23 protein-coding genes and 1 tRNA gene are annotated in these 26,006 nt (G+C 58.7%); 12 read left to right on the forward strand and 12 right to left on the reverse strand.

Translation table 11 applies throughout. The features are described 5' to 3' along the window. Window positions 1-61: 61 nt before the first annotated feature. From C7H09_RS04335 to C7H09_RS04350, 4 genes are all read left to right on the forward strand, one after another. Complete coding sequence (locus tag C7H09_RS04335) at window positions 62-826, forward strand: IS6-like element IS6100 family transposase (RefSeq protein ID WP_001389365.1); 765 nt, start codon at window positions 62-64, stop codon at window positions 824-826. A gap of 66 nt (window positions 827-892) precedes the next feature. Next, window positions 893-3,778, forward strand: a complete 2,886-nt coding sequence (locus C7H09_RS04340) for a Tn3 family transposase (protein WP_033990018.1) — start codon at window positions 893-895, stop codon at window positions 3,776-3,778. Between the two features lie 179 nt (window positions 3,779-3,957). Next, the gene (locus tag C7H09_RS04345) at window positions 3,958-4,518 is read left to right on the forward strand and encodes a recombinase family protein (RefSeq protein ID WP_003055107.1); all 561 of its coding nucleotides are present in this window, start codon (window positions 3,958-3,960) and stop codon (window positions 4,516-4,518) included. Between the two features lie 2 nt (window positions 4,519-4,520). Then, complete coding sequence (locus tag C7H09_RS04350) at window positions 4,521-7,490, forward strand: Tn3 family transposase (protein WP_026383935.1); 2,970 nt, start codon at window positions 4,521-4,523, stop codon at window positions 7,488-7,490. Here C7H09_RS04350 and C7H09_RS04355 read toward each other — a convergent pair. Both C7H09_RS04355 and C7H09_RS04360 read right to left on the reverse strand, forming a co-directional pair. After that, window positions 7,487-8,569, reverse strand: coding sequence for a molybdopterin-dependent oxidoreductase (locus tag C7H09_RS04355; RefSeq protein ID WP_206074266.1), 1,083 nt, complete (start codon window positions 8,567-8,569; stop codon window positions 7,487-7,489). The two genes, C7H09_RS04350 and C7H09_RS04355, sit on opposite strands and share 4 nt — an antisense overlap. A 213-nt stretch (window positions 8,570-8,782) precedes the next feature. Beyond that, window positions 8,783-10,435, reverse strand: a complete 1,653-nt coding sequence (locus tag C7H09_RS04360) for an electron transfer flavoprotein-ubiquinone oxidoreductase (protein WP_106761398.1) — start codon at window positions 10,433-10,435, stop codon at window positions 8,783-8,785. A gap of 417 nt (window positions 10,436-10,852) precedes the next feature. Here C7H09_RS04360 and C7H09_RS04365 point away from each other — a divergent pair, with 417 nt between their 5' ends. Continuing rightward, complete coding sequence (locus C7H09_RS04365) at window positions 10,853-11,602, forward strand: electron transfer flavoprotein subunit beta/FixA family protein (RefSeq protein ID WP_106761399.1); 750 nt, start codon at window positions 10,853-10,855, stop codon at window positions 11,600-11,602. Continuing rightward, the gene (locus C7H09_RS04370) at window positions 11,603-12,544 is read left to right on the forward strand and encodes an electron transfer flavoprotein subunit alpha/FixB family protein (RefSeq protein WP_106761400.1); all 942 of its coding nucleotides are present in this window, start codon (window positions 11,603-11,605) and stop codon (window positions 12,542-12,544) included. It begins immediately after the preceding gene. Between the two features lie 80 nt (window positions 12,545-12,624). Here C7H09_RS04370 and C7H09_RS04375 read toward each other — a convergent pair whose 3' ends face one another. Then, a complete protein-coding gene (locus C7H09_RS04375) occupies window positions 12,625-12,951 on the reverse strand; it encodes a hypothetical protein (RefSeq protein ID WP_106761401.1) in 327 nt (108 codons plus the stop codon). A 156-nt stretch (window positions 12,952-13,107) separates the two neighbouring features. Here C7H09_RS04375 and C7H09_RS04380 point away from each other — a divergent pair, with 156 nt between their 5' ends. Continuing rightward, window positions 13,108-14,349 (forward strand): saccharopine dehydrogenase family protein, encoded by a 1,242-nt coding sequence (locus tag C7H09_RS04380; RefSeq protein ID WP_106761402.1) that lies wholly within the window; start codon window positions 13,108-13,110, stop codon window positions 14,347-14,349. Here the strand turns inward: C7H09_RS04380 and cydC are convergent. Genes cydC through C7H09_RS04400 form a run of 4 tightly spaced genes read right to left on the reverse strand, consistent with a single transcriptional unit; the run spans window position 14,346 to window position 20,063 of the window. Beyond that, entirely contained in the window at window positions 14,346-15,959 is a 1,614-nt protein-coding gene (gene cydC / locus C7H09_RS04385) for a thiol reductant ABC exporter subunit CydC (protein ID WP_106761403.1), read from the reverse strand. The genes C7H09_RS04380 and cydC overlap by 4 nt on opposite strands. After that, complete coding sequence (gene cydD, locus C7H09_RS04390; protein ID WP_106761404.1) at window positions 15,952-17,625, reverse strand: thiol reductant ABC exporter subunit CydD; 1,674 nt, start codon at window positions 17,623-17,625, stop codon at window positions 15,952-15,954. The genes cydC and cydD overlap by 8 nt, the downstream gene beginning before the upstream one ends. Continuing rightward, window positions 17,626-18,627 carry a cytochrome d ubiquinol oxidase subunit II gene (gene cydB, locus C7H09_RS04395; protein ID WP_106761405.1) on the reverse strand — a complete coding sequence of 334 codons (1,002 nt, stop codon included), beginning with the start codon at window positions 18,625-18,627 and terminating at the stop codon, window positions 17,626-17,628. Window positions 18,628-18,629: 2 nt separating this feature from the next. After that, a complete protein-coding gene (locus tag C7H09_RS04400; RefSeq protein WP_106761406.1) occupies window positions 18,630-20,063 on the reverse strand; it encodes a cytochrome ubiquinol oxidase subunit I in 1,434 nt (477 codons plus the stop codon). Between the two features lie 218 nt (window positions 20,064-20,281). Between C7H09_RS04400 and C7H09_RS04405 the strand changes: the two genes are divergently transcribed. Next, window positions 20,282-20,935: a class I SAM-dependent methyltransferase gene (locus C7H09_RS04405; RefSeq protein WP_106761407.1), complete on the forward strand. Its 654-nt coding sequence runs from the start codon at window positions 20,282-20,284 to the stop codon at window positions 20,933-20,935. Window positions 20,936-20,998: 63 nt separating this feature from the next. Beyond that, window positions 20,999-21,085 (forward strand) — tRNA-Leu (locus C7H09_RS04410). A 38-nt stretch (window positions 21,086-21,123) separates the two neighbouring features. Here C7H09_RS04410 and C7H09_RS19845 read toward each other — a convergent pair. Further along, entirely contained in the window at window positions 21,124-21,273 is a 150-nt protein-coding gene (locus C7H09_RS19845; RefSeq protein ID WP_165794780.1) for a hypothetical protein, read from the reverse strand. 152 nt (window positions 21,274-21,425) lie between these two features. On the opposite strand from C7H09_RS19845, the gene C7H09_RS04415 reads away from it, so the two are divergent. After that, on the forward strand, window positions 21,426-22,217 hold the full coding sequence (locus C7H09_RS04415) for an enoyl-CoA hydratase (protein ID WP_106761408.1): 792 nt from the start codon (window positions 21,426-21,428) through the stop codon (window positions 22,215-22,217). 39 nt (window positions 22,218-22,256) lie between these two features. On the opposite strand, the gene C7H09_RS04420 is transcribed toward C7H09_RS04415, so the two are convergent. The 3 genes from C7H09_RS04420 to C7H09_RS04430 are packed head-to-tail and all read right to left on the reverse strand — an operon-like array spanning window position 22,257 to window position 24,450. Beyond that, window positions 22,257-22,748: a DUF192 domain-containing protein gene (locus C7H09_RS04420; RefSeq protein ID WP_106761409.1), complete on the reverse strand. Its 492-nt coding sequence runs from the start codon at window positions 22,746-22,748 to the stop codon at window positions 22,257-22,259. Then, window positions 22,745-23,506: an ABC transporter permease gene (locus C7H09_RS04425; RefSeq protein WP_106761410.1), complete on the reverse strand. Its 762-nt coding sequence runs from the start codon at window positions 23,504-23,506 to the stop codon at window positions 22,745-22,747. Before C7H09_RS04425 ends, C7H09_RS04420 begins: the two co-directional genes overlap by 4 nt. Continuing rightward, window positions 23,503-24,450 (reverse strand): ABC transporter ATP-binding protein, encoded by a 948-nt coding sequence (locus tag C7H09_RS04430; RefSeq protein WP_106761411.1) that lies wholly within the window; start codon window positions 24,448-24,450, stop codon window positions 23,503-23,505. Before C7H09_RS04430 ends, C7H09_RS04425 begins: the two co-directional genes overlap by 4 nt. Window positions 24,451-24,580: 130 nt before the next feature. Here C7H09_RS04430 and C7H09_RS04435 point away from each other — a divergent pair, with 130 nt between their 5' ends. Next, the gene (locus C7H09_RS04435) at window positions 24,581-25,027 is read left to right on the forward strand and encodes a hypothetical protein (protein ID WP_106761412.1); all 447 of its coding nucleotides are present in this window, start codon (window positions 24,581-24,583) and stop codon (window positions 25,025-25,027) included. Between the two features lie 41 nt (window positions 25,028-25,068). Beyond that, on the forward strand, window positions 25,069-25,368 hold the full coding sequence (locus tag C7H09_RS04440) for a hypothetical protein (protein WP_106761413.1): 300 nt from the start codon (window positions 25,069-25,071) through the stop codon (window positions 25,366-25,368). A 14-nt stretch (window positions 25,369-25,382) separates the two neighbouring features. On the opposite strand, the gene C7H09_RS04445 is transcribed toward C7H09_RS04440, so the two are convergent. Further along, window positions 25,383-25,964 (reverse strand): hypothetical protein, encoded by a 582-nt coding sequence (locus C7H09_RS04445; protein WP_106761414.1) that lies wholly within the window; start codon window positions 25,962-25,964, stop codon window positions 25,383-25,385. Window positions 25,965-26,006 lie beyond the last annotated feature (42 nt).

The raw sequence follows: 26,006 nt of genomic DNA on the forward strand, positions 1-26,006 counted from the left end.
GGCTCTGTTGCAAAAATCGTGAAGCTTGAGCATGCTTGGCGGAGATTGGACGGACGGAACGATGACGGATTTCAAGTGGCGCCATTTCCAGGGTGATGTGATCCTGTGGGCGGTGCGCTGGTATTGTCGCTATCCGATCAGCTATCGCGACCTTGAGGAAATGCTGGCGGAACGCGGCATTTCGGTCGACCATACGACGATCTATCGCTGGGTCCAGTGCTACGCCCCGGAGATGGAGAAGCGGCTGCGCTGGTTCTGGCGGCGTGGCTTTGATCCGAGCTGGCGCCTGGATGAAACCTACGTCAAGGTGCGGGGCAAGTGGACCTACCTGTACCGGGCAGTCGACAAGCGGGGCGACACGATCGATTTCTACCTGTCGCCGACCCGCAGCGCCAAGGCAGCGAAGCGGTTCCTGGGCAAGGCCCTGCGAGGCCTGAAGCACTGGGAAAAGCCTGCCACGCTCAATACCGACAAAGCGCCGAGCTATGGTGCAGCGATCACCGAATTGAAGCGCGAAGGAAAGCTGGACCGGGAGACGGCCCACCGGCAGGTGAAGTATCTCAATAACGTGATCGAGGCCGATCACGGAAAGCTCAAGATACTGATCAAGCCGGTGCGCGGTTTCAAATCGATCCCCACGGCCTATGCCACGATCAAGGGATTCGAAGTCATGCGAGCCCTGCGCAAAGGACAGGCTCGCCCCTGGTGCCTGCAGCCCGGCATCAGGGGCGAGGTGCGCCTTGTGGAGAGAGCTTTTGGCATTGGGCCCTCGGCGCTGACGGAGGCCATGGGCATGCTCAACCACCATTTCGCAGCAGCCGCCTGATCGGCGCAGAGCGACAGCCTACCTCTGACTGCCGCCAATCTTTGCAACAGAGCCAAAGGAACATTGATGCCGCGTCGCGTCACTCTAACCGATCGGCAGAAGGACGCGCTGTTGCGCCTGCCGACCTCGCAGGCGGATTTGCTGAAGCATTATACGCTGAGCGATGAAGATCTCGGCCACATCAGGCAACGTCGGCGCGCTCACAACAGGTTCGGCTTCGCCCTGCAATTATGCGTCCTGCGCTATCCCGGCCGGGTGCTGGCTCCGGGCGAACTGATCCCGGCCGAGGTGGTCGAGTTCATCGGAGCGCAACTCGGCCTTGGCGCCGATGATCTCGTTGATTATGCCTCCCGCGAGGAGACGCGGCACGAGCATCTTGCCGAGTTGCGGGCGCTCTATGGGTTCCGCACCTTCTCCGGACGTGGAGCACGCGAGCTGAAGGACTGGCTGTTCCGGGAAGCCGAACTGGCGGTGTCGAACGAGGACATTGCCCGTAGCTTCGTGACCGAGTGCCGACGCACCCGCACGGTTCTTCCCGCGACATCCACGATCGAGCGGCTTTGCGCCACGGCTCTGGTCGATGCTGAGCGGCAAATCGAGACGCGGATTGCCGGTCGCTTGCCCATACCGATCCGGGAACAGTTACTGGCATTGCTTGAGGAAACGGCCGACGATCGGGTGACCCGCTTCGTGTGGCTGCGTCAGTTCGAGCCAGGCTCGAACTCTTCGTCGGCCAACCGGCTGCTCGACAGGTTGGAATATCTGCAACGTGTCGATCTTCCCGAGGATCTGCTGGCCGGTGTTCCTGCCCATAGGGTGACACGTCTGCGCAGGCAGGGCGAGCGGTATTATGCCGATGGTATGCGCGATCTCCCGGAGGACAGGCGGCTTGCAATTCTGGCCGTCTGCGCATCGGAGTGGCAGGCGATGCTTGCCGATGCCATGGTCGAAACCCACGACCGGATCGTGGGCAGGCTCTACCGGGCGTCGGAAAGGATTTGCCAGGCCAAGATCACCAACGAAGCGAACGCGGTGCGCGACACCCTGAAATCCTTCGCTGAAATCGGCGGAGCCTTGGTCGATGCCCAGGATGATGGCCAGCCATTGGGCGACGTTATCGCGAGCGGATCAGGCTGGGACGGCTTCAAAACCCTTGTCGCGATAGCAACCAGACTGACGGCCACCATGGCGGACGATCCGCTCAATCATGTACTCGATGGCTATCACCGTTTCCGCCGGTATGCTCCTCGCATGTTGCGCCTGCTCGATCTTCGGGCTGCCCCTGTCGCGCAGCAGCTTCTGGAAGCGGTGACAGCCCTGCGCACCGGTTTGAACAATGCTCCGCATACCGCCTTTCTGCGGCCGAGCTCGAAATGGCATCGTCATCTTCGTGGTCAGGCGGCCGGCGATACCCGCCTCTGGGAGATCGCGGTGTTGTTCCATCTGCGCGATGCGTTCCGCTCCGGAGATGTCTGGCTGGCGAGGTCCCGGCGCTACGGTGATCTGAAGCACGCACTCGTACCTGCTCAGGCCGTGGCGGAAAGCGGCCGCCTCGCCGTGCCATTGCGGCCGGAGGAATGGCTGGCAGACAGGCAAGCTCGCCTTGATATCAGGTTGCGCGAGCTTGGCCGCGCTACTCGCGCCGGCACGATCCCTGGCGGGTCCATCGAAAACGGGATCCTGCATATCGAGAAGCTCGAAGCTGCCGCGCCGCCCGGCGCCGAAGATATGGTTCTCGATCTCTACAAGGCGATTCCGCCGACACGTATCACCGATCTCTTATTGGAAGTGGATGCCGCGACCGGCTTTTGTGAAGCATTCACCCACCTGCGCACGGGAGCGCCCTGCGCGGACCGGATCGGGCTAATGAACGTCATCCTTGCGGAAGGGATCAATCTCGGCTTGCGCAAGATGGCGGACGCCACCAATACCCACACCTTCTGGGAGTTGATCCGCATTGGACGGTGGCATGTCGAGGGCGAAGCCTACGACCGGGCGCTGGCCATGGTGGTTGAGGCGCAGGCGGCACTACCTATGGCTCAATTCTGGGGCGCGGGTATCTCCGCATCAAGCGATGGACAATTCTTCGCGGCGACCGAGCAAGGCGAGGCCATGAACCTGGTCAATGCGAAATATGGCAATACACCGGGCTTGAAGGCTTATAGCCACGTCTCGGATCAATATGCGCCGTTCGCGACCCAGGTGATTCCCGCGACGGCGAGCGAAGCACCCTATATTCTCGACGGACTGCTTATGAACGATGCCGGCCGCCATATCCGCGAGCAGTTCGCCGACACGGGCGGCTTCACCGATCACGTCTTTGCCGCGTGCGCCATTCTCGGCTATCGGTTCGCCCCTCGTATCCGGGATCTGCCGTCCAAGCGCCTCTACGCGTTCAATCCTTCGTCCGCGCCGGCGCACTTGAGGGCCTTGATCGGCGGAAAGATCAACCAGGCCATGATCGAGCGCAACTGGCCCGACATCCTGCGCATCGCCGCCACCATCGCGGCCGGGAGCGTCGCGCCGAGCCAGATCCTGCGGAAACTCGCCTCCTATCCGCGGCAGAACGAACTCGCGACGGCCCTGCGGGAAGTCGGCCGCGTCGAGCGAACCCTGTTCATGATCGACTGGATTCTGGATGCCGAACTCCAACACCGGACCCAGATCGGTCTCAACAAGGGTGAAGCGCATCATGCGCTGAAACGGGCCATCAGCTTCCATCGCCGGGGAGAAATCCGCGACCGGTCCGCCGAAGGACAGCACTACCGGATCGCCGGCATGAACCTGCTGGCCGCGATCATTATCTTCTGGAACACCATGAAGCTCGGCGAAGTCGTCGCCAGCCAGAAACGAGACGGAAAGCTGCTATCGCCCGATATGCTGGCCCATGTCTCGCCGCTTGGATGGGAACACATCAATCTCACCGGAGAATATCGTTGGCCAAAGCCTTAGCGCAGGATTCCGCCCCCTCCCGCAAACGACCCCCTATAGTGCAGTCGGCTTCTGACGTTCAGTGCAGCCGTCTTCTGAAAACGACAGCAACGTCAGAATAGAGTTAACTTTTGTGTTTCTTGACACCTGCGGCGAAAGGTCATAGATTTCTTCCTGACACTTTCGTATTTGGAGGTATCTTGCAGGGTCAACGCATCGGCTACGTCCGGGTCAGCAGCTTCGACCAGAACCCGGAGCGGCAACTGGAGCATGTCGAAGTCGGCAGGGTGTTCACCGACAAGGCGTCGGGCAAGGACACCCAGCGGCCCGAGCTTGATTCGCTGCTGGCCTTCGTGCGCGAAGGCGACACCGTGGTGGTTCACAGCATGGATCGCTTGGCGCGCAACCTCGATGACTTGCGCCGCCTCGTACAAAAGCTGACCAAGCGCGGCGTGCGCATCGAGTTCGTCAAGGAAAGCCTGACCTTCACCGGCGAGGATTCACCGATGGCGAACCTGATGCTGTCGGTCATGGGGGCATTCGCCGAATTCGAGCGGGCCTTGATCCGTGAGCGGCAGCGCGAAGGCATCGCGCTCGCTAAGCAACGCGGAGCCTACCGAGGCCGAAAGAAGTCTCTGAGCGGTGAACAGATTGCTGAACTGAAACGGCGCGTCACGGCGGGCGAGCAAAAAGCGAAGCTGGCCCGTGAATTTGGTGTCAGCCGGGAGACCCTGTATCAATACTTGAAATTGGATCAATAAATATGCCTCGTCGTTCCATACTGTCCGCCGCCGAGCGGGAAAGCCTGTTGGCGTTGCCGGACACCAAGGACGACCTAATTCGACATTACACGTTCAGCGATACCGATCTCTCCATCATCCGCCAGCGGCGCGGGCCTGCGAATCGCTTGGGCTTTGCCGTGCAGCTCTGCTACCTGCGCTTTCCCGGAATCTTCCTTGGTGTCGATCAGGCGCCGTCTTTGCCCCTACTGAAACTGGTCGCCGACCAGCTCAAGGTCGGCGTCGAAAGCTGGGACGACTACGGGCAGCGGGAGCAGACCCGGCGCGAGCACCTGGTCGAGCTGCAAACGGTGTTTGGCTTCCAGCCGTTCACCATGAGCCACTACCGGCAGGCCGTGCACACGCTGACCGACCTGGCCATGCAAACCGACAAAGGCATCGTGCTGGCTAGCACCTTGGTTGAGCATCTGCGGCGACAGTCGATCATCCTGCCCGCGCTCAACGCCATCGAGCGCGCTAGCGCCGAGGCCATCACTCGCGCCAACCGGCGCATCTATGACGCCTTGGCCGAACCACTGTCGGACACGCATCGCCGCCGCCTCGACGATCTGCTCAGGCGCCGGGACAACGGCAAGACGACCTGGCTGGCCTGGCTGCGCCAGTCGCCGGTTAAACCGAACTCGCGGCACATGCTGGAACACATCGAACGCCTCAAGGCGTGGCAGGCGCTCGATCTGCCTTCCGGTATCGAGCGGTCGGTGCACCAGAACCGCCTGCTCAAGATCGCCCGTGAGGGTGGCCAGATGACGCCCGCCGACTTAGCCAAGTTCGAGCCGCAACGGCGCTACGCCACCCTCGTGGCGCTGGCCATCGAGGGCATGGCCACGGTCACCGACGAAATCATCGACTTGCACGACCGCATCCTGGGCAAGCTGTTCAACGCCGCCAAAAACAAGCATCAGCAGCAGTTTCAGGCATCCGGCAAGGCGATCAACGCCAAGGTGCGGCTGTTCGGGCGCATCGGCCAGGCGCTGATCGAGGCCAAGCAAGCTGGCCGCGATCCGTTCGCCGCCATCGAGGCCGTCATGTCCTGGGATGCCTTCGCCGAAAGCGTCACCGAGGCGCAGAAGCTCGCTCAGCCCGATGACTTCGATTTCCTGCACCGCATCGGCGAAAGTTACGCCACCTTGCGCCGCTACGCGCCGGAATTCCTTGCCGTGCTCAAGCTGCGGGCCGCACCCGCCGCCAAGAACGTGCTCGATGCCATCGAGGTACTGCGTGGCATGAACACCGACAACGCCCGCAAAGTGCCTGCCGATGCCCCGACCGACTTCATCAAGCCGCGCTGGCAGAAGCTGGTGATGACTGACGCGGGTATCGACCGGCGCTACTACGAGCTGTGCGCGCTGTCCGAGCTGAAGAACTCGCTGCGCTCGGGCGACATCTGGGTGCAGGGATCGCGCCAGTTCAAGGACTTCGAGGACTACCTGGTGCCGCCCGCGAAGTTCGCCAGCCTCAAGCAGTCCAGCGCATTGCCGCTGGCCGTGGCCACCGACTGCGACCAGTACCTGCACGACCGCCTGACGCTGCTTGAAGCGCAGCTTGCCACGGTCAACCGCATGGCAGCGGCCAACGACCTGCCGAATGCGATCATCACCGAGTCGGGCCTGAAGATCACGCCGCTGGATGCGGCGGTACCCGACACCGCGCAGGCGCTGATCGACCAGACAGCCATGATCCTGCCACACGTCAAGATCACCGAACTGCTGCTCGAAGTCGATGAGTGGACGGGCTTCACCCGCCACTTCACGCACCTGAAATCGGGCGATCTGGCCAAGGACAAAAATCTGCTGTTGACCACCATCCTGGCCGACGCGATCAACCTGGGCCTGACCAAGATGGCCGAGTCCTGCCCCGGCACGACCTACGCCAAGCTCGCCTGGCTACAAGCCTGGCATACCCGCGACGAAACCTATTCGACAGCGCTGGCCGAGTTGGTGAACGCCCAATTCCGGCATCCCTTCGCCGAACACTGGGGCGACGGCACCACGTCATCGTCGGACGGCCAGAACTTCCGAACCGGGAGCAAGGCCGAGAGTACCGGTCACATCAACCCGAAATATGGCAGCAGCCCTGGGCGAACCTTCTACACCCATATATCCGACCAGTACGCGCCGTTCCACACCAAGGTGGTCAATGTCGGCGTGCGCGACTCGACCTATGTACTTGACGGCCTGCTGTACCACGAGTCCGACCTGCGCATCGAGGAACACTACACCGACACGGCAGGCTTCACCGATCACGTCTTTGCCCTGATGCATCTCCTGGGCTTCCGCTTTGCGCCGCGCATCCGTGACCTGGGCGACACCAAGCTGTTCATCCCCAAGGGGGATACCGCCTATGACGCGCTCAAACCGATGATTAGCAGCGACAGGCTGAACATCAAGGCTATTCGTGCCCACTGGGATGAAATTCTGCGGCTGGCGACCTCGATCAAGCAGGGCACGGTGACAGCCTCGCTGATGCTTCGGAAACTCGGCAGCTATCCGCGCCAGAACGGCTTAGCCATCGCCCTGCGCGAGCTGGGGCGCATCGAACGCACGCTGTTCATCCTGGACTGGTTGCAAAGCGTGGAGCTGCGCCGCCGCGTCCACGCTGGACTGAACAAGGGCGAAGCGCGCAACGCGCTGGCCCGCGCCGTATTCTTCAACCGTCTGGGCGAAATCCGCGACCGCAGCTTCGAGCAGCAGCGCTACCGGGCCAGCGGCCTCAACCTGGTGACGGCGGCCGTCGTGTTGTGGAACACGGTCTATCTGGAGCGCGCAGCACATGCGTTGCGTGGCAACGGGCATGCTGTCGATGACGCGCTATTGCAATACCTGTCGCCGCTCGGCTGGGAACACATCAACCTGACCGGCGATTACCTCTGGCGCAGCAGCGCCAAGATCGGCGCGGGCAAGTTCAGGCCGCTACGACCGTTGCAACCGGCTTAGCGTGCTTTATTTTCCGTTTTCTGAGGCGACCCCTTGTTGTTCAGATCCCAGTGATAGAACACCTCTTCCGAGCCGCCGTCGACCAGATCGCTCTCCCGCAATAGCTTGCCATTGTCGGTGCGCACCAGCATGGGCAGGTCGGTTTGCTCTTTCATGAACTCCGGCCGGTACAATTGTTCTTCGATAATCACGTTCACGAAGGACATGCCCAGGAACGGGTCGGAGCCTTGTTTGATTGGCATCCAGAGATCGGTGTGAATGGAGCTGGGGTTGTAGTCCGGTGCGGTGCTGGCAATGCGGGCGCCGTTGTATTTGGCCTCCCACACGTAGTGGGCATCGGGAATGCGGGTGGCGTTGGGGTTGATCATGCCCAGCAGGATATAGTCTGCATCAAACCAGGCGTCGGAGGTGAAACTTTCCAGGGGGTTGCCGTAGGCTAGGTGGGCGCCGGTGATCAGATCGCCCACGGTAGTAAAGCCATCCAACTGGATGCCGCCCACCAGCGAGGCAAAGCGACTGGGGCCGGATTGGCGCACCATGGTCTGGTTGCCGGAGCCCTGGTGGGTTTTGAGCTTGCCCGGGCCGTATTTTTCAAAGATATCGATGATCTTGTCGGCAATTTCTTCCGTGGCCTGATCCCAGGATATTCGCTGCCACTTGCCTTCACCGCGCTCACCGGCACGCTTCAGGGGATAGCGCAGGCGATCGGCTTCATACATGGCGGTAGAGTGGATGGCGCCTTTCTGGCAGCCCCGGGGGTTGGCATCGGGAACGTTCGGGTTTACCTGAGGGTACTTTGCGATCTGCTCTTCGCGGATAACCAGGCCGTCTTTCACATAGACGTTCCAGCCGCAGTTGCCCATGCAGTTGATGCAGTGAGCCGCATGGCCGATGTGATCCCAGTCCCACTCGTTGCGATAGAGATCTTCCCAGCTTCTGTAGGGGTATTCGGTATTCAGGGTGTTGGCAATGGGCTCCAGCCGGTTCAGTGCCCAGCCATTACCGCTGACCACAGCACCCGTGGCTGTCGCCCCCAGCCCCTTGAGAAAATCCCGGCGCTTGAGTTTCCAAAGCTTCATATCACACCTCCTTCGGCCGAAACAGGTGTCGGCAGGAAGGGCTCCAAACCGACGAATTTAGATAGTTATAGCAGCTGTTTCTGGCGATGTTCGGAGAGCGCTCGACAATTTCCTCATAAAACGTGTGATTATTGATTTAACTCAATATTGCTCATTGTCTGACCAATCAGAACAAAAAACGGCCCGATTGGGCCGTTTTAAGAGAGCTTATATTTACATGTTCGGGTAGTTCGGCCCACCGCCGCCTTCCGGCGTTACCCAGGTAATGTTCTGGGCCGGGTCTTTGATGTCACAGGTCTTACAGTGCACGCAGTTCTGCGCGTTGATCTGGAACTTCTTGCCACTGCCGTCGTCCTTCTCAACCACCTCGTACACGCCCGCCGGGCAATAACGCTGTGCTGGCTCGTCGTACTTCGGCAGGTTATCCCGCAGCGGAATGTCCGGGTCGGTCAGCTTCAGGTGAACCGGCTGATCTTCCTCGTGGTTGGTGTTGGAAATAAACACCGACGACAGGCGATCGAAGGTCAGCTTGTTATCCGGTTTCGGATAGTTGATCGGCTTACACTCGGCAGCGGGCTTCAGTGTTGCGTGGTCCGGCGTGGTATCACGGAAGGTGATCGGCAGGCTGCCGCGCAGAATGTTCTGCTCGAAGAAGGCGATGGCGCCCCCCACGATGTTACCGAACTTGTGCATGGCCGGGCCGAAGTTACGCTCGGCGTAGAGCTCTTTGTACAGCCAGCTGTCTTCAAAGCGTTTCTGGAAGCTGGTGATTTCCTCGCCAGACTTGCCTTCCTTCAGCGCTTCAAACACGGCTTCGGCACCCAGCAGGCCAGACTTCATGGCGGTGTGCGAACCCTTGATCTTGGAGCTGTTAAGGGTGCCTGCGTCGCAACCCAGCAGCAGGCCGCCCGGGAAGCTCATTTTTGGCAGAGCGTTGTAGCCGCCTTTGGCAATGGCGCGGGCACCGTAGGCCACGCGTTTGCCGCCTTCGAGATACTTTTTCACCTCCGGGTGATGCTTCAGGCGTTGGAATTCCTCGAACGGGCTCAGGTGCGGGTTGCTGTAAGACAGGTCGGTAATCAGGCCGACATATACCTGGCCATTTTCCAGGTGATACAGGAAGGAACCGCCGGTGGAACCGGATTCATTCAGCGGCCAGCCGGTGGTGTGTACGACCAGACCGGGCTCGTGTTTGGCCGGGTCGATGTCCCACAGTTCCTTGATACCGATACCGTAGTGCTGAGGGTCTTTGCCTTCATCCAGCTTGAAATCGTTGATCAGGCGCTTGCCCAGGTGACCACGACAGCCCTCGGTGAACAGGGTGTATTTGGCGCGCAGCTCCATACCCGGCATATAGCCGTCTTTTTCGGAACCGTCGCGGGCCACACCCATATCGCCGGTGATAATGCCTTTTACCTGCCCATCTTCAACGATGGTTTCCGAGGCGGCAAAACCGGGGTACACCTCAACGCCGAGCTGCTCGGCCTGTTCGGCCAGCCAGCGGCACAGGTTACCCAGACTGATGATGTAATTGCCGTGGTTGTGCATGTTCTTGGGCACAAAGGCGTTAGGCACCTTGGTGGCTTTTTCCTGGTTTTTCAGCAGGAAAATGTCGTCCCGGGTAACCGGTGTGTTCAACGGCGCGCCTTTCTCTTTCCAGTCCGGGAATAGCTCGTTCAGCGCGGTGGGTTCAAACACCGTACCGGCGAGGATGTGCGCACCGATCTCGGAGCCTTTCTCCACGACACAAACGGTCAGTTCTTCGCCCGCGTCCTGTGCCAGTTGCATGACGCGGCAGGCAGCAGACAGTCCAGCAGGGCCGCCGCCGACGATCAGAACATCAAACTCCATCGATTCGCGTTCCACGTTGGTCTCCTCAAACAGCTTTTAATGAATTATGGTCGCCCGCAGGCTTTTATAAGTAACGCCATCGTACCGCCAAAACAGGGGATAGACGATGGCTCAAAACCGCGAATTACGGCTGTCTATGGCAAAATCATAACGCATTTCAAAAATCAAACAAACGTTTGTTTGAAATTGCCGCTATCCTTTGGCATTGTACGTAAACACCGAAATGTCGTGTGTTTTGAGTCGATTTTTAGTATCGTCTCATTGCCTGGCCGGGTCAACCCGGTCGTATTGGCTGTATAGGCAGTCCTGGCGCGTTGGATGGGGCTATTGACCCCGCAAATTTGAGCCTGCAGTATTATTTCGCTTTAGTTAGCGGGCTCTCCGTCAAGGATTGCGAGTCATTAAACCCATCGTAGAAAGAACGAGGAATCTATGAAGGTTCTGGTCGCTGTAAAACGAGTTATCGATTACAACGTGAAGGTACGCGTTAAGCCGGACAACACCGGTGTGGACCTCGCCAACGTCAAGATGGCAATGAACCCGTTCTGTGAAATCGCAGTCGAGGAAGCCGTTCGTCTGAAAGAGAAGGGCGTTGCCAGCGAAATCGTTGTGGTATCCATTGGCCCCAAGGCTTCCCAGGAGCAGATTCGCACCGCTCTGGCGCTGGGCGCAGACCGTGGCATTCACATCGAGACAGACGAAGAAGTACAGTCTCTCGAAGCTGCCAAGCTGCTGAAAGCGGTTGTTGAGAAGGAAGAGCCCAAGCTGGTTATTCTGGGCAAACAGTCCATCGATTCCGACAACAACCAGACCGGCCAGATGCTGGCGGCGCTGACTGGCATGGGCCAGGGCACCTTCGCTTCTGAAGTGGCGGTTGACGGTGACAAGGTTAACGTAACCCGCGAAGTCGACGGCGGCCTGATGACCGTTGCGCTGAACCTGCCTGCGGTTGTTACTACAGACCTGCGTCTGAACGAGCCTCGCTACGCGTCTCTGCCGAACATCATGAAAGCCAAGAAGAAGCCGCTGGAATCTGTATCTCCGGCTGATCTGGGCGTTGAAGTAGCCGCTCGCCTGTCCACCCTGAAAGTCGAAGCCCCGGCAGCACGCCAGGCGGGTATCAAGGTGGCAGACGTTGCTGAGCTGGTAGACAAACTGAAGAACGAAGCGAAGGTGATCTAAATGAGCATCCTGGTAATTGCTGAACACGACAACAGCAGCCTGAAACAGGCTACTCTGAACGTTGTAGCGGCTGCCAAGGCCATCGGTGGCGACATCGACGTGCTGGTTGCCGGTGAAAACGTAGGCGCCATCGCAGAAGCCGCTGCCAAGGCAGAAGGCGTCAACAAGGTTCTGGTCGCAGACAATGCGGTTTACGGCCACTTTCTGGCGGAAAACCTGTCTGAGCTGGTTGCCGAAGTTGGTAAAGGTTACAGCCATATCCTGACGTCTGCCGGTACTACCGGTAAGGACTTCATGCCGCGGGTTGCGGCGCTGCTGGACGTTGCCCAGGTATCGGACATCATCCGTGTTGAGTCTGAAGACACCTTCGTGCGCCCGATCTATGCCGGTAATGCTATCGCCACGGTTAAAGCCAGCGACAGCATCAAGGTTGTGACGGTGCGCCCGACAGGTTTCGACCCGGTCGCTGCGGAAGGTGGCTCTGCCTCCGTTGAGCAGCTTGACGTGGTAAAAGACGCTGGCTTGTCTGCCTTCGTAAGCGAAGAGAAGGCCGAGTCTGATCGCCCGGATCTGGCTTCGGCCGGTATCGTGATCTCCGGTGGTCGTGGCATGCAGAACGGCGACAACTTCAAAATGCTGGAGCAGGTTGCTGATCAGCTGGGCGCTGCCGTTGGTGCATCCCGTGCGGCGGTAGACGCTGGCTTTGTGCCGAACGACATGCAGGTTGGCCAGACCGGTAAAATCGTTGCTCCCCAGCTGTACATTGCTGTGGGCATCTCCGGTGCCATTCAGCACCTGGCCGGTATGTCTGACTCCAAAGTGATCGTTGCGATCAACAAGGACGAAGAAGCACCGATCTTCCAGGTGGCCGACTATGGCCTGGTTGCGGACTTGTTTGAAGCGGTACCGCAGCTGGAAGAGGAACTGAAGAAGGCTCTGTAACCTTCTGCAAGTTCTGCTAAAGAAGGCGCCTCAGGGCGCCTTCTTTGTTTTTGGTACAAGGGGTTTTTCGGCTTTGCCCGTTAGCGGTACTCAAGATTCATTTCTACTTCAATCTCCCGCTCCTTAAGCTCTTTTGCCAACTCTTTCATTACCTCCTTATAGACCATCTTCCGAATCATTCCCGGTAGTCGGTCTGCCAGCATGCGGCCAGCCCTGGATTCCCGTTTGGCGATCGCCAGAGGGTTCTGTACCTTCAGGGTTAGTACCAGTTCCGGTAACGGGTTGGTGTCGGTGTCCTGATCCCGCTGGATGCGCTCGATCAGCTTGCGTTGTTCGAGCAGTTGCCAACCGAGGAATGTAGAAGTTGCAAGAAGAAGCAAACTGACCAGCGTCAGAAAAAGCGTCATTGGCAAGTCCTCGCTTTGAAAGCCGCAGAGTGTGCCGCAGTTGGCAAGATAAACGATTGGCCGAGCGGACGGCTGGGCAGGTGCCATGAGGAAAGTCGCCCAATTGGCAAACCTGTTACCATCGGCTCATACATTTGTTTGAACAAGGATCAAAAGATGAGTGAAAACAATGCTGCCCGGTATGACCTTGTTGTGTTTGGCGCCACCAGTTTTGTCGGCCAGATACTGGCTGAGTATTTGCTGACCAACTATGGCGTTGACGGTGAAGTAAGCTGGGCCATTGCCGGACGTTCGGACAGCAAGCTCAAAGCCCTGAAAACAAAACTGGGCAGCAAAGCCCAGGCGTTGCCGGTCATTCTGGCGGATGCAGCCGATGAAACCGCACTGCGCAGCCTGTGCGACCAGACTCGCGTGGTAATTTCCACGGTTGGGCCTTACGCGCTGTATGGTGAACCCCTGGTGAAAGTCTGTGCTGAGACTGGCACCGATTACTGCGATCTGACCGGTGAGGTGCAGTGGATTCGCCGGATGATTGAGCGATACCAGGACCAGGCCCAGGCATCGGGTGCCCGGATTGTTCATTGTTGCGGGTTCGATTCCATACCCTCCGATATGGGTGTGTGGTTCCTGCAGCAGCAGGCGCAACAGACTTTTGGTGAACCCTGTCAGGATGTCCGGATGCGGGTGAAGGTGGCCAAGGGTGGCCTGTCGGGTGGCACCGTGGCCTCCATGATCAACATTGCCAAAGAGGTGGGCGCCAGCCCGGCGTTGCGTAAGGAACTGGCCAATCCATTTTCGATCTGCCCAACGGATCACCGATCCCAAAAGCGCCAGCCGAGCATCAAATCCGCGGAGTTCGACCGTACCTTCAACGCCTGGCTGGCGCCTTTTGTGATGGGGGCCATCAATACCCGGGTGGTTCACCGTTCCAATGCACTGCTGGGTGCCAGCTACGGGAAGGAGTTCACCTACGATGAAGCCATCATGACGGGTAAGGGTATCAAAGGCCGACTGACCGCCTATGGCATTGTTGGGGCGCTCGGGGCCTTTTTTACGGCGTCGGCCATCAAGCCAACCCGTTGGGTGGTGGAAAAACTGGTGCCAAAGCCGGGCGAGGGGCCAACCGAAGAGCAGCAAGAGAATGGCTTTTACGACATCCGCTTTGTCGGCCACACCCGGGATGGCAAGAGTATCATCACCAAAGTGACCGGTGACCGGGATCCCGGTTATGGCTCAACCTCCAAAATGCTGGGTGAAGCCGGACTGTGCCTGGCGTTTGACCTGTCGGAGGATGTTAAAGGCGGCTTCTGGACACCTGCCTCGGCACTCAATGGCAAACTGCTTGAGCGCTTGCAGTCAAAAGCCGGGCTGGCGTTTGAGGTGCTGGAAACCCGCTAAAGGTGGAGCACCCGGTCGGAGGCCAGCAAGGCTTCCGGCCCGTGGCCCAGGCACACGACAGTGCGGCCTTCAAGCCAGCGGCTCAGCGCGGGTGACACCCGTTCCCTGGTAGCACTGTCCACGCCGGTAAAGGGTTCGTCAAGAATCACCACCGGCGCTGGCGATAAGAGTACCCGGGCCAGAGCCAGGCGCCGGGCCTCGCCCCCAGACAAGCGGCTACCTGCGCTGCCCAGCCAGGTGTCCAGGCCTTCCGGCCGTTGGGCCAGGCGTTCCGCCAGTTCCACCAGCTCGAGTACGCGCCAGAGTGCGCCATCATCAGCGCCCGGATTTGCCAGTAGCAAGTTGGCTCTTACCGTATCTTCAAAAATCATCGTGCTCTGGGTAAGGTAGGCGACCGCTTCGGAATCTACGTGTCCGGCCATAGGAGGTATCATACCCGCCAGCGTATCCGCCAACGTCGACTTGCCACTGCCGGACACCCCAACGATCCCCACCGTGTTGCCAGCGTCCAACTCCAGTGAAAAATGAGTCAGCAACGGAGCCTGGCCGGGGTGACCCACGGTAATGTCTTGGGCCCGCAAGCCGCCAGTCAACGGTTCAGACCTTAATCGCGATGTGCCCGTAGTTTCCGCTACGGCCCGGCTGTCGGTGCTCAATCGTCTGGCGGCAGCCCGGGTGGCGCCAAGCTTGCCGAAGGCCTCCGGCAGCATAGCGTAGACTTCTGCCAGACCCAGTAGTGCGATAGGCACCAGAACCAGCACGGGGCCGGTCACTACACCCTGTTCAAACAGATAAAAACCAAGCCACAGGCTGAGTACTGCGGCCAGGTTAATCAACAATTGGGCACCGGCCTGATGCCAGCCGGTGCGAGTATCGATGCGGGCCTGAGAGCGCGCCAGTTCGATACTTCGGCGCATCAGGCGGGCGGTGGTTTTGCCGGTGCGGTTGGCGGCGGTGAGTTCGGCAAAGCCTTCCAGATGTTCAACCAACTCGCTACGCAGGTTCTCCTGTCGGTCATTCAGTTGCCCGGACGACTGCCGGGTTCGCTGATAGACCAGCCAGCTGGACAGAACAAAGGCAAATCCGAGCAGGGCCGCGACCACCAACGCGATGGGCCCGGAAAGCAGCAGCCACACCAGACCGGCCAGAACCAGTGTAACCAGTGCTGCCAGCGAGGCGGGCGCAATCAATCTCAGGTACAGGGTGTCCAGTGCATCAACATCGGCAGTCAGGCGGGACAGCCACTGGGCGCCGGTGCGGGCCCGGCGTTCACTGCCGGTTCGCGCCGCAAGTTGGTCGAAATAGGCGACTCGGATATCCGTGAGCAGCTGCAAAACGGTATTATGGTTGTACACCCGTTCCAGATAGCGGAATACCGTGCGGGAGACCGCAAAAAACCGGATGCCTCCGCCCGGAACGTACAGATTGATGCTCGCCTGCACGCCCGCGGCCAGAAGAAGACCCACCAGCGCGGTTTCAGTGAGAAACCAGCCAGACAGGGCCAGCAGGCCAATCCCGGACAACAGGGTGCCCAACAGCAGCAGGGCGCCATTCACCAGACGGCCTCTGCGCCGAAAGATCAGAGCCAGCCAGGGTTTTAGGTCAGGCATCCCGAACCTCCCCGGAATCGACAATCAACACCCGGTCGGCAATGGCCAGCAGGGCCTGGTGATGGGTGGAAAAGATGATTGTTTTACCCGCCGCACTGAGCTTGTGCAGCGCATCCAGTACAAGGATCTCGCTGGTGGCATCCAGCCCTGCGGTGGGTTCATCCAGCAGAATAAGCGGATAATCGGCCAGGAAGATCCGGGCCAGGCTCAAGCGCCGCGCCTGGCCGCCAGACAACCCCTGACCATCCTCGGCAATCAGGCTGTGAATGCCATCCTCCCGGCTGTCCAACAGTTCGCCCAGACCAACCTGCCGCAGCGCGCTTTCTATAGCGATATCAGTGGCATCCGGGGTGGTGAGCCGAAGGTTCTCGGCCCAGCTTCCCTGAACCCAGAAGCCCTTCTGCCCGAGCCAGCCAAATGCATCGGTACCGGGTGGCTGCCCAAGCACATCAATGCTTCCGGCAGTCGGCTGCACGAACCCGGCAAGTAGATGGAGCAGGGTGGACTTGCCGCCGCCAGACGGGCCGGTGAGTGCGGTTACTTCGCCTGCACTCAGGCGCAGATCCAGCCCTTCAAACAAAACCGGTGCATCGTCATACGCAACCGTAACACCGTTGAAGCGGATGTCCCGGGACGAATTGGCCACTGAGGGTTCCGGCCGATCTCCGTTTGGCACCGGTTGCGCCAGGCGGGCAAGGATTTCGGCCCCCGCGCCCAGTGCCGCGGCCCGGTCATGATAATGCTGGGACAGCGTACGTAATGGCTGAAAAAATTCCGGCGCCAGCAACAAAATCAGCAGGCCGCTGAACAGGGTAAGCTCGGTACTGGGCCCGAACTGGATGTAGCCAAGCAGGCCAAAACCGATGTAGATCGCCAACACCGCAATGGCCACAGAGGCAAAAAATTCGAGCACCGCGGACGACAAAAACGCTACTTTCAGGGTTTTCATGGTGATCTGCCGATACTGGTCAGAGCGGACCGCCAGGGTTCGGCTAGCGGCCTGTGTCTGGCCGAATAGCTGCAGAGTGGTAAGCCCACGAACTTTGTCGAGAAACTGGCCAGAGAGCCGACTGACGGTTTCAAAATGCTGCTGGTTGAGCTTTTCAGCACCCATACCCACCAGTGCCATAAACAGTGGAATCAGTGGTGCAGACAGCACCAGAAAAATACCGGCGAGCCAGTCCAGCCAGAACACCAGAATCAGAATGACGAGGGGAATAATCACCGCCAGCAACATCTGGGGCAGGTAGCGTGCGAAGTAGCCGTGCAGGGCCTCTGTATGATCCAGCCATTCCCGGGCCAGGGATGCAGAAGAGGTATCTGCCAGCCTTACCGGCCCCAGCGCCTGCCAGTGCCGGTGCAACTGGCGGCGGGCACCTCGGCGCACCTGCTCACTGCAGCGGGCGGCAAAACGAGTTTGCAGCCCCTGGCCAGCCGCCCGAATCACGAGCACCGCCAGCAGTGTCAGAAATGCCGGTACCAGCTCGGCGACCGGTGTTTTTTCGATCACACCTTCATGCACCACCCAGGCCAGCAGCACCATTTGGGCAATGGTGGCCAGCCCGGCAATCATTCCGGCGGCGACGGTGGCACGAATCCACTTCTGACTGTCGCGGGCCAGGCCCGAGAGCCAGTCTTTGACCTTGGGCCCGGCGGAAGCAGACACTTAGTGATAACCCTCCCCGGCACGCACCTTGCCCCGGAACACCCAGTAGGTCCAGGCCGTGTATACCAGCACAATGGGAATGACAAACAGCAGGCCAAGCAGCAGGAACAGTTGCGAATCGTAGGCCGAGGCTGCCTCCCACAGAGTGTAGTTCGGCGGCACCACGTAGGGCCACTTGCTGGCAATCAATCCGAGGTAGGTGGTGATAAACAGGCCCATGGTGGCAACGAAGGGCATACCTTCAAAGCGGTTACGAACCGAACGCCAGATCTGGAAAGCGCACAGCAGGGTGAGGGCAGGCAGTACCCAGATAACGCTAAGGTTGGTGAACCAGCGCTCCCGCACCATGTCGTCTACAAAGGGCGTCCAGACACTGATAATACCGAAGACCACCAGCACCGCCAGCAGCAGCGGCTGGGTGATTCGATAGGCCCACTGTTGCAGGGCGCCTTCTGTCTTCATGATCAGCCAGGTAGAGCCCAGCAGCGCGTAACCTGCGAGCATCCCCAGGCCAGTGAGCACGGTAAACGGCGTAAACCAATCCAGAGCGCCACCCACATACACGCCATTGGCGGTTTCAAAACCCTGGATGTAGGCACCCACCACGGCACCCTGGGCGAAGGCGGCGATAGTAGAGCCACCGGCAAACGACCAGTTCCAGAGGTAGCGGGAGGTGCGGGCCTTGAAGCGGAATTCGAAGGCCACGCCCCGGAAGATCAAGCCCGCCAGCAGCAGGAAGACCCCGATGTACAGCGCAGGCAGGAAGATGGAATAAACCATGGGGAAGGCCGCCAGTAACCCGGCGCCACCGAGCACCAGCCAGGTCTCGTTGCCATCCCAGACCGGTGCCACCGAGTTCATCATGGTATCCCTATCCGTCTCGCTGCGAGCAAACGGAAACAGAATCCCCACGCCCAGGTCGAACCCGTCCATCAGCACATACATGATGATGCCAAAGCCGATAATGCATGCCCAGATAAAGGCAATATCAAACAGTACCATGATTACAGGCCTCCCTTGTTGGCAGGTTGTGCCGGTGCACTTTTCAGTGGCTCCATTTCAAATGGAACATGGGCCGCAGACAGAGGCCGGGCCGGGCGATCGGACGCATTCTCCTGATGATCCTTGTCTTCAAGCCCGACATAGAGCACCCGCATCAGGTAATAGACGCCAGCACTGAACACCAGCGAATACACCACCACGTATCCAATCAGGGTAAACAGGGCCATGCCGCCGGTCAGCGAGGGCGTAACCGACTCGGCATGGGTCATCATGCCGTACACCAGCCAGGGTGCGCGCCCGACCTCAGTCACGAACCAGCCAGTGAGTACCGCAATAAACGGCGTGATGCTCATAAACCGAAGCCCCTGCAGATACCAGCGGGCTTCATACAGGCGGCCACCGGGGCGCAGCAGCAGCCCGGTAATGGCAAACAGAATCATCAGCACGCCCAGGCCAACCATAATCCGGAACGACCAGAACACCACGGCCACCGGCGGTTGCTCCTCAACCGCAACCTCATTCAGCCCGGGAACTTCCCCATCCCAGTCGTGGGTCAGAATCAGGCTCGCCAGACTCGGAATACCAATCTCAAAGTGGTTGGTCTGGTTTTCCTGGTCAGGAATGGCGAACAGCAACAAAGGCACATTGCGTGAGGTTTCCCAGTTCCCTTCCATGGCGGCTACCTTGGTGGGCTGGTGTTCCAGCGTGCTCAGACCATGGAAATCACCCACCACCGCCTGGGTTGGCGCAATAATCAGCAGCAGCCAAAGGCACATGGACAAGGCCTTGCGGTTGGCTTCCACCTCGCGGCCCCGCAGCAGGTACCAGGCGCTGACCCCCGCGACCACAAAGCCACCGGTCAGGAAGGAAGCCAGCACCATATGCATGAAGCGATAAGGGAACGACGGATTAAAAATGGCTTCTGTCCAGGAGGTTACATAGAAAACACCCTCGCGAAGTTCGACGCCGGCCGGAGTCTGCATCCAGCTGTTCGCAGACAAAATCCAGAACGACGAAATGAAGGTGCCGGTGGCAACCATAATGGCGGCGAACAGATGTACTCCCGCAGGCACCTTGTTGCGCCCAAAAAGCAGAACGCCCAGAAACGCTGCCTCCAGGAAGAAGGCGGTAATTACCTCATAACTGAGCATGGGCCCGAGGAAGTTGGCGGAGGCCTGTGCAAAATTGCTCCAGTTGGTACCAAACTGGAACGACATCACGATGCCGGAGACCACCCCCATCCCGAAAACCACCGCAAACACTTTAGTCCAGAAACCGGAAAGTTTCGTCCAGGCCGGATTGCCGGTTTTGAAGCAAAGGCCCTCGAGAACGGCAATGTAAGAGGCAAGCCCGATGGTGAAAACCGGGAAAATGGCGTGAAATGACACCACGAACGCGAACTGGATTCGCGATAGGATGAGAGGGTCGAGTTCCATAGGAACCTCCGGTAAGCCACACAAGTCATAACAAAGAAGCCGAAGCTCCGCTCAGTCGCTGCCTGCTGATACCTCTGGGCTTTTTAGCCAAAGGTGTCTTATTCTGTTTTGTTATGTTGTTATTACCGGCAGATAGTTACGATACTACTAAAAAAATAGCAGCTTTCGATAGGGCAGTTTGTCGCACCCCTTGATATAAAACAATTATGGTAAGTCTGATGGGTTTTTACGAAGACCGGATTCTCCCACACCTGGTGAACAAAGCCTGCGCCACCGGCCAGGTAATGAAACTGCGCAGCCAACTGGTGCCCAAAGCCCGGGGCCAGGTGCTTGAAGTCGGGATGGGCTCTGGCCTGAACCTGGCGTTTTATCGCTCCGACCGCACAGAGTTCGTCTACGGGCTGGAGCCCTCCGCCGGAATGCGACGAAAAGCCAGCCGCAACCTGGCGAATTCACCGGTGCCCGTAGAATGGCTGGATCTGCCGGGAGAGGAGATTCCGCTGCCCGACAACTCGGTAGACACGGTGTTACTCACCTTTACCCTGTGCACCATTCCCGACTGGCGCAAAGCGCTGGAACAGATGAAGCGGGTATTGAAACCGGATGGCGAACTGCTGTTTCTGGAACATGGCGAATCACCAGACCCAAAAGTGTGTACCTGGCAACACCGCATCACCCCTGGTTGGCGCAAAGTTGCCGGAGGCTGTCACCTGAACCGGCCTATTGCAGACTTGATTCAACAGGCGGGTTTTGAAATCCGTGAACTGAGCACCTTCTACATGCCCAATGCACCCAAGATCGCAGGATTCATCTATCAGGGCAGGGCTGGCATACCGAAGCACGAGGGTGGCCACAAATTCCCCGAGGAATAAAACAGAATTGCGTTACGCCACCTGGCCTTATACAATTCCGCCCTCTTCGCAGTTCCCTCCGATGCCCGGATGGTGAAATTGGTAGACACAAGAGACTTAAAATCTCTCGGCCGTAAGGCCGTGCCGGTTCGATTCCGGCTCCGGGCACCATTTTGTTCGTGATCGACAACACTACCCCGACCGCTCCACTACCGATCCGGACTATCCTGCGCTGGTAATGGCTCTATGCTGTTGATGTCGCCAGTCGGCGCTGCGGGTTCGTCCTTTATGACCACAACAATGCCGCCAACCAGAATGGCAATGGCAACGATGGCTTTCAGCAGTGTTGAGCGGAACATACCTTTTCTCCTTTGTTGCATCCCTTCTATTACAGTGAGGCTGGTCTGGCGTTTTCCAACCATACGCCGAAGGTCGGTTCGACAGCGATGGCGGTGTTGGGAATACTGGCAGATATCGTAATCGTCTATTCAAAAGGTAAAGGGAGTGTTCTATGAATGCGCCATCAGACGCCCTGGTTCGGGTGCACACGGACAACGGCATAGCCACCGTAACACTCAACCATCCGGAACGCAGAAACAGCCTTTCTATGGCCATGCTGGAGGCGTTGTCAGAGGCGCTTTCCGGTGTTGCGGGTGATCATCAAGCACGGGTTGTTGTGCTGGCATCGGCCGGGCATATTTTTTGTGCCGGGCACGACTTGCGGGAGATGCGGGAGCAGTTCGACAGCCAGGATTATCAGTTACGGCTGTTCCAACAATGCAGCAAGGTAATGCAGCAGATTGTGAACCTTCCCAAGCCGGTGATTGCTCGGGTTGCAGGGGTGGCTACGGCGGCAGGCTGTCAGTTGGTGGCGAGCTGCGATCTTGCGGTGGCAGCGCAGGGTACGCGCTTTGCTACACCCGGCGTTAACATAGGGCTGTTCTGTTCCACGCCCATGGTGGCACTGTCGCGGAATGTCAGCCGCAAACACGCCATGGAAATGCTGCTGACAGGCGAGATGATAGATGCCGAACACGCGGTGAATATTGGTTTGATCAACCGGGTGGTTGCCCCGGAAACCCTGGATGAAACCGTGTATGCGCTGGCCAATACCATTGCCGGTAAATCCGCCCATACCCTGAAAATCGGCAAAGAAGCTTTCTACCGGCAGCTGGAAATGCCCCTGGCCGATGCTTACGACTACACGGCGCAGGTGATGGCAGAGAATATGAAAGCCAATGATGCCCGGGAGGGCATTTCCGCGTTTCTGGACAAGCGGGAACCGAGCTGGAAGCACCGCTGAGCCAACGCCCGCCCGGTTTTCCACCGGGCGGGCTGCTGATCAGGGTTCGCAATGGTCTGGTGAATCCCAGTGCAGTTGATCACCCACCTTGATTTTGTGGCTGGCAAAATAGCCAGCGTTCATCTCGACCGCATTGCGATAGCTGGCAGATGACGGATACCCAGGGCAGTCGCTGCGCCGGGCAGAGGCGCAGGGGTGCATCTGCCGGATGCTGACAATCGTGCCCTGTCCATCCAGGTAGGCGATATCGAGCGGCAGTAACGTCTGGAACATCCAGAAGCCCTGTTCGGGGCTTCGCTCATAATCGTAGGTAAACAGCATTCCGGCGTTTTCCGCCATGGCGGTTCGGCCCATCAAGCCTTTTTGCCGGATCTCGGGGGTACTGGCCACTTCCAGCACAACCGGGTGTGTGTGTTCAGCCGCAGCAAAACATCCCTGCACAGTGGGCAAGTGATCCGGTGGTCTGGCGTCGGCGGCGCCGCAGCCGGAAACGATGGCAGCCACGCCAAGAACCAGTGCGCGACCTATCATGAGCGCAACCGGTAGCCGGTCTTGAAAATCCACCAGACGATGGTCAGGCAGGCCGTTAGAAAGACCAGAGTCATGCCCACACTGATGCCCACATGCACATCCGAGACGCCGTAGAACGCCCAGCGGAATCCGCTGATCAGGTACACCACGGGGTTGAACAGGCTGATGGTTTGCCAGATCTCCGGGAGCATGTCGATGGAGTAGAAGGTGCCGCCCAGAAACACCAGCGGGGTAACGATCATCATGGGCACGATCTGTAGCTTCTCGAAGCCATCCGCCCAGATGCCAATGATGAAACCGAACAGGCTGAACGTTACTGCGGTGAGCACCAGAAAGGAAAACATCCAGAACGGGTGGAGAATGGAATAATCCACGAACAGCCTGGCCGTGGCCAGAATGATCAGCCCGAGGATGACGGCTTTGGTGGTGGCCGCGCCTACGTAGCCGAGCACGATTTCGATGTAGGACACGGGGGCGGAAAGCACTTCGTAGATGGTGCCGGAGAACTTCGGCATATAAATACCAAAAGAGGCGTTGGAGATGCTCTGCATCAGCAGGGACAACATCACCAGGCCAGGAATGATATAGGCGCCGTAGCTGATGCTGTCGATGTCGCCCATGCGGGAGCCGATGGCCGACCCGAACACCACAAAGTACAGGCAGGTGGAGATCACGGGCGATAACACGCTTTGCATCAGCGTGCGCCGCATTCTTGCCATCTCAAACTGGTAGATTGCTTTTACACCGTAAAGATTCATTCAGTACTCCGTTCCTGCGGCGATTGCTCGTTCACCAGGCCGACAAAAATATCTTCCAGTGAGCTTTCCCGGGTTTGCAGATCCCGGTACTCGATTTCCAGGTCTCCAAGGGTGCGCAACAGCCGGGCCACACCGGCCTGTTGCTGCTGGGAATCGAAGGTGTACACCAGTTCCCAGCCGTCGTTGGAGAGCTCGATAGGCTCCAGGGTCAGCTCGCCGGGTACCTGATCCAGCTTTTGCTGTAACTGCAGGCGCAGCTCTTTTTTACCCAGCTTGGACATCAGGCGATCTTTTTCTTCCACCAGAATGATCTGGCCCTGGCGGATAACGCCGATGCGATCCGCCATTTCCTCGGCTTCTTCGATGTAGTGGGTGGTTAGAATAATGGTGGTGCCGTTCTCCCGGAGTTTGCGCACCATTTCCCACATATCCCGGCGCAGTTCCACATCGACACCGGCGGTCGGTTCATCCAGAAACAGGATTCGCGGCTCGTGGGATAAGGCTTTGGCAATCATTACCCGGCGCTTCATGCCACCGGAGAGCGACATAATGCGGTTGTTGCGTTTATCCCACAGCGACAGGTCTTTCAAAACCTTTTCGATGTGGGACGGCTTGGGTGGCTTGCCGAACAGGCCCCGGGTGAAGGAGACAGCATCCCACACGGTTTCGAAAGAATCGGTGTTCAGCTCCTGGGGGACCAGGCCGATAGACCCACGGGCTTTGCGGTACTGTTTGCGAATGTCGTAGCCGGCGGCCTTAACTTCGCCGTCTCCCGGGTTAACTATGCCGCAGATGATCGAGATCAAGGTGGTTTTGCCTGCACCGTTAGGCCCGAGCAGGGCAAAGATCTCGCCGGGATAAATTTCCAGGTTCACATCCTTGAGGGCCTGAAAGCCGCCTTCGTAGATCTTGTTCAGGTGCTTTACGGAAATGTCCGGTTGCACGGGCGCGCATCCTGTTCTGATGGTGTTGAGCGTAAAGCCGGGCATTTTCTCATGCTGGCAGTTGTTTAGAAACCTTTGCTATGTCGGGAATTCTCCCCATAATGCCGCTTTTGGCAGGGGAGATGTGGTAATGGTACGAGCCGCAATCGTTACAGGTTTACTGGTGGGCCTGGGCCTGCTGGCTGTCGGGTTCCAATGGTTCAGCAACGGCACCCCGGCTGCCAAGTTACCGGAATGTAATCTGCTTGCGGGTGCCTGTGACTGGCAGGAAGATGCCGGAAACTGGCAGGTCACACTGACGCCCGAAGGTGAGGGCGTTCAGGGCACCGAGTATCGGCTGACAGTGACAGCACCGGCAGCGCCTTCACGTTTTCTGGCAGTACTGCGGGGGGAGTCCATGTATATGGGGGAATACCCTGTGCCGTTGCAGAAACTCGGGCCGGGCTCCTACGGCGCCGTGTTCACCGCACCTTTTTGCACCACCGGGGCAAGCATGGTCTGGCGCATTGATTTGCAAAGCGGCCAGGAAAAGCTTGGTAATGTGCCCCACGCACTGGTTTTTCAGGCCGATAAATAGCTAAAATCCGGCGAACCTTATGAGATCGTTAGGGAAAAGTGATGGAATACGGCGAAAGCGTTCAAAAAGTGCTGTTGCGGAAGATTCAGAAGGCAGAACAGGATTTGCAGCAGTTGAAGCTGGATTACTGCCGGTTCGTCTTCGGGCTGGGGCATCGTGCTTGTGTTCGGGCCAACGGCCGGGTCTGGTGGGTAAGATCCGTGGATGTTACGTCTATGGCGTACGCCGATGATGGTGGTTTCTCACGCCCGGCGATTCACGGCGCGCCGCTAGATGAGCCGGATAATGCCGCCGCGGTTGTCGATCTGGGCACGGACTGGGTGGTTGATAAGACACCCTGAATACGCCCCGGCCATCAGATAAACGCATTCACGGTGATGGCCTCGTACAGGCTGTCACGCTCCGGAACATACTGCTTTTCCTGCCAGAATCCCGCGCCTTCGAGCCCTGCCCGGTAGCACGCCAGTAACACCGGGCAGCGGGTGAGTTCATCAATGGTTGCCAGTGCGTTGCCCTGGGTCAGCAGGGTCTTCCGGCTGATAATTCCCGCCACAATTTCCGCCAGGGGACCTGTGTGCCGATCCCGGTGTTCGCAAAGGGCACAGCCTGCACCGTACAGCCAGGCGGTCGCGTAGTCCTTTACTGCCCGGGGTGCCTCAGCCAGCGTTAGACCCTTCACTTTGCAGTCTTTTTCCTGAAGCCCCGCAAGTATATGAAGTTGGGTGAAAAGCCCGGTGTGATCCCGTGAGTGACTGGCGTTGGCAGCGGCCTGCCCGGAGGTTTCCCGAAACGTATTTACAGGGCTTTCACAGAAAGCACCCGGTGATGCACAGGCAAAGCGGCTTTGGCGGGACAGGGTAATGACCCGCAGAGCCAGAAGCACCAGCAAGCCAAGCAGAACCAGTTGTGTCAGCGCAACCACGCCGGTTACGATCATTTTTTTGCCCTTTTTGACGTTTGTTGATAATGCGGTCAATTG

Origin of the sequence: Marinobacter fuscus, assembly GCF_003007675.1 — a bacterium.
GTDB classification, from domain to species: domain Bacteria; phylum Pseudomonadota; class Gammaproteobacteria; order Pseudomonadales; family Oleiphilaceae; genus Marinobacter; species Marinobacter fuscus.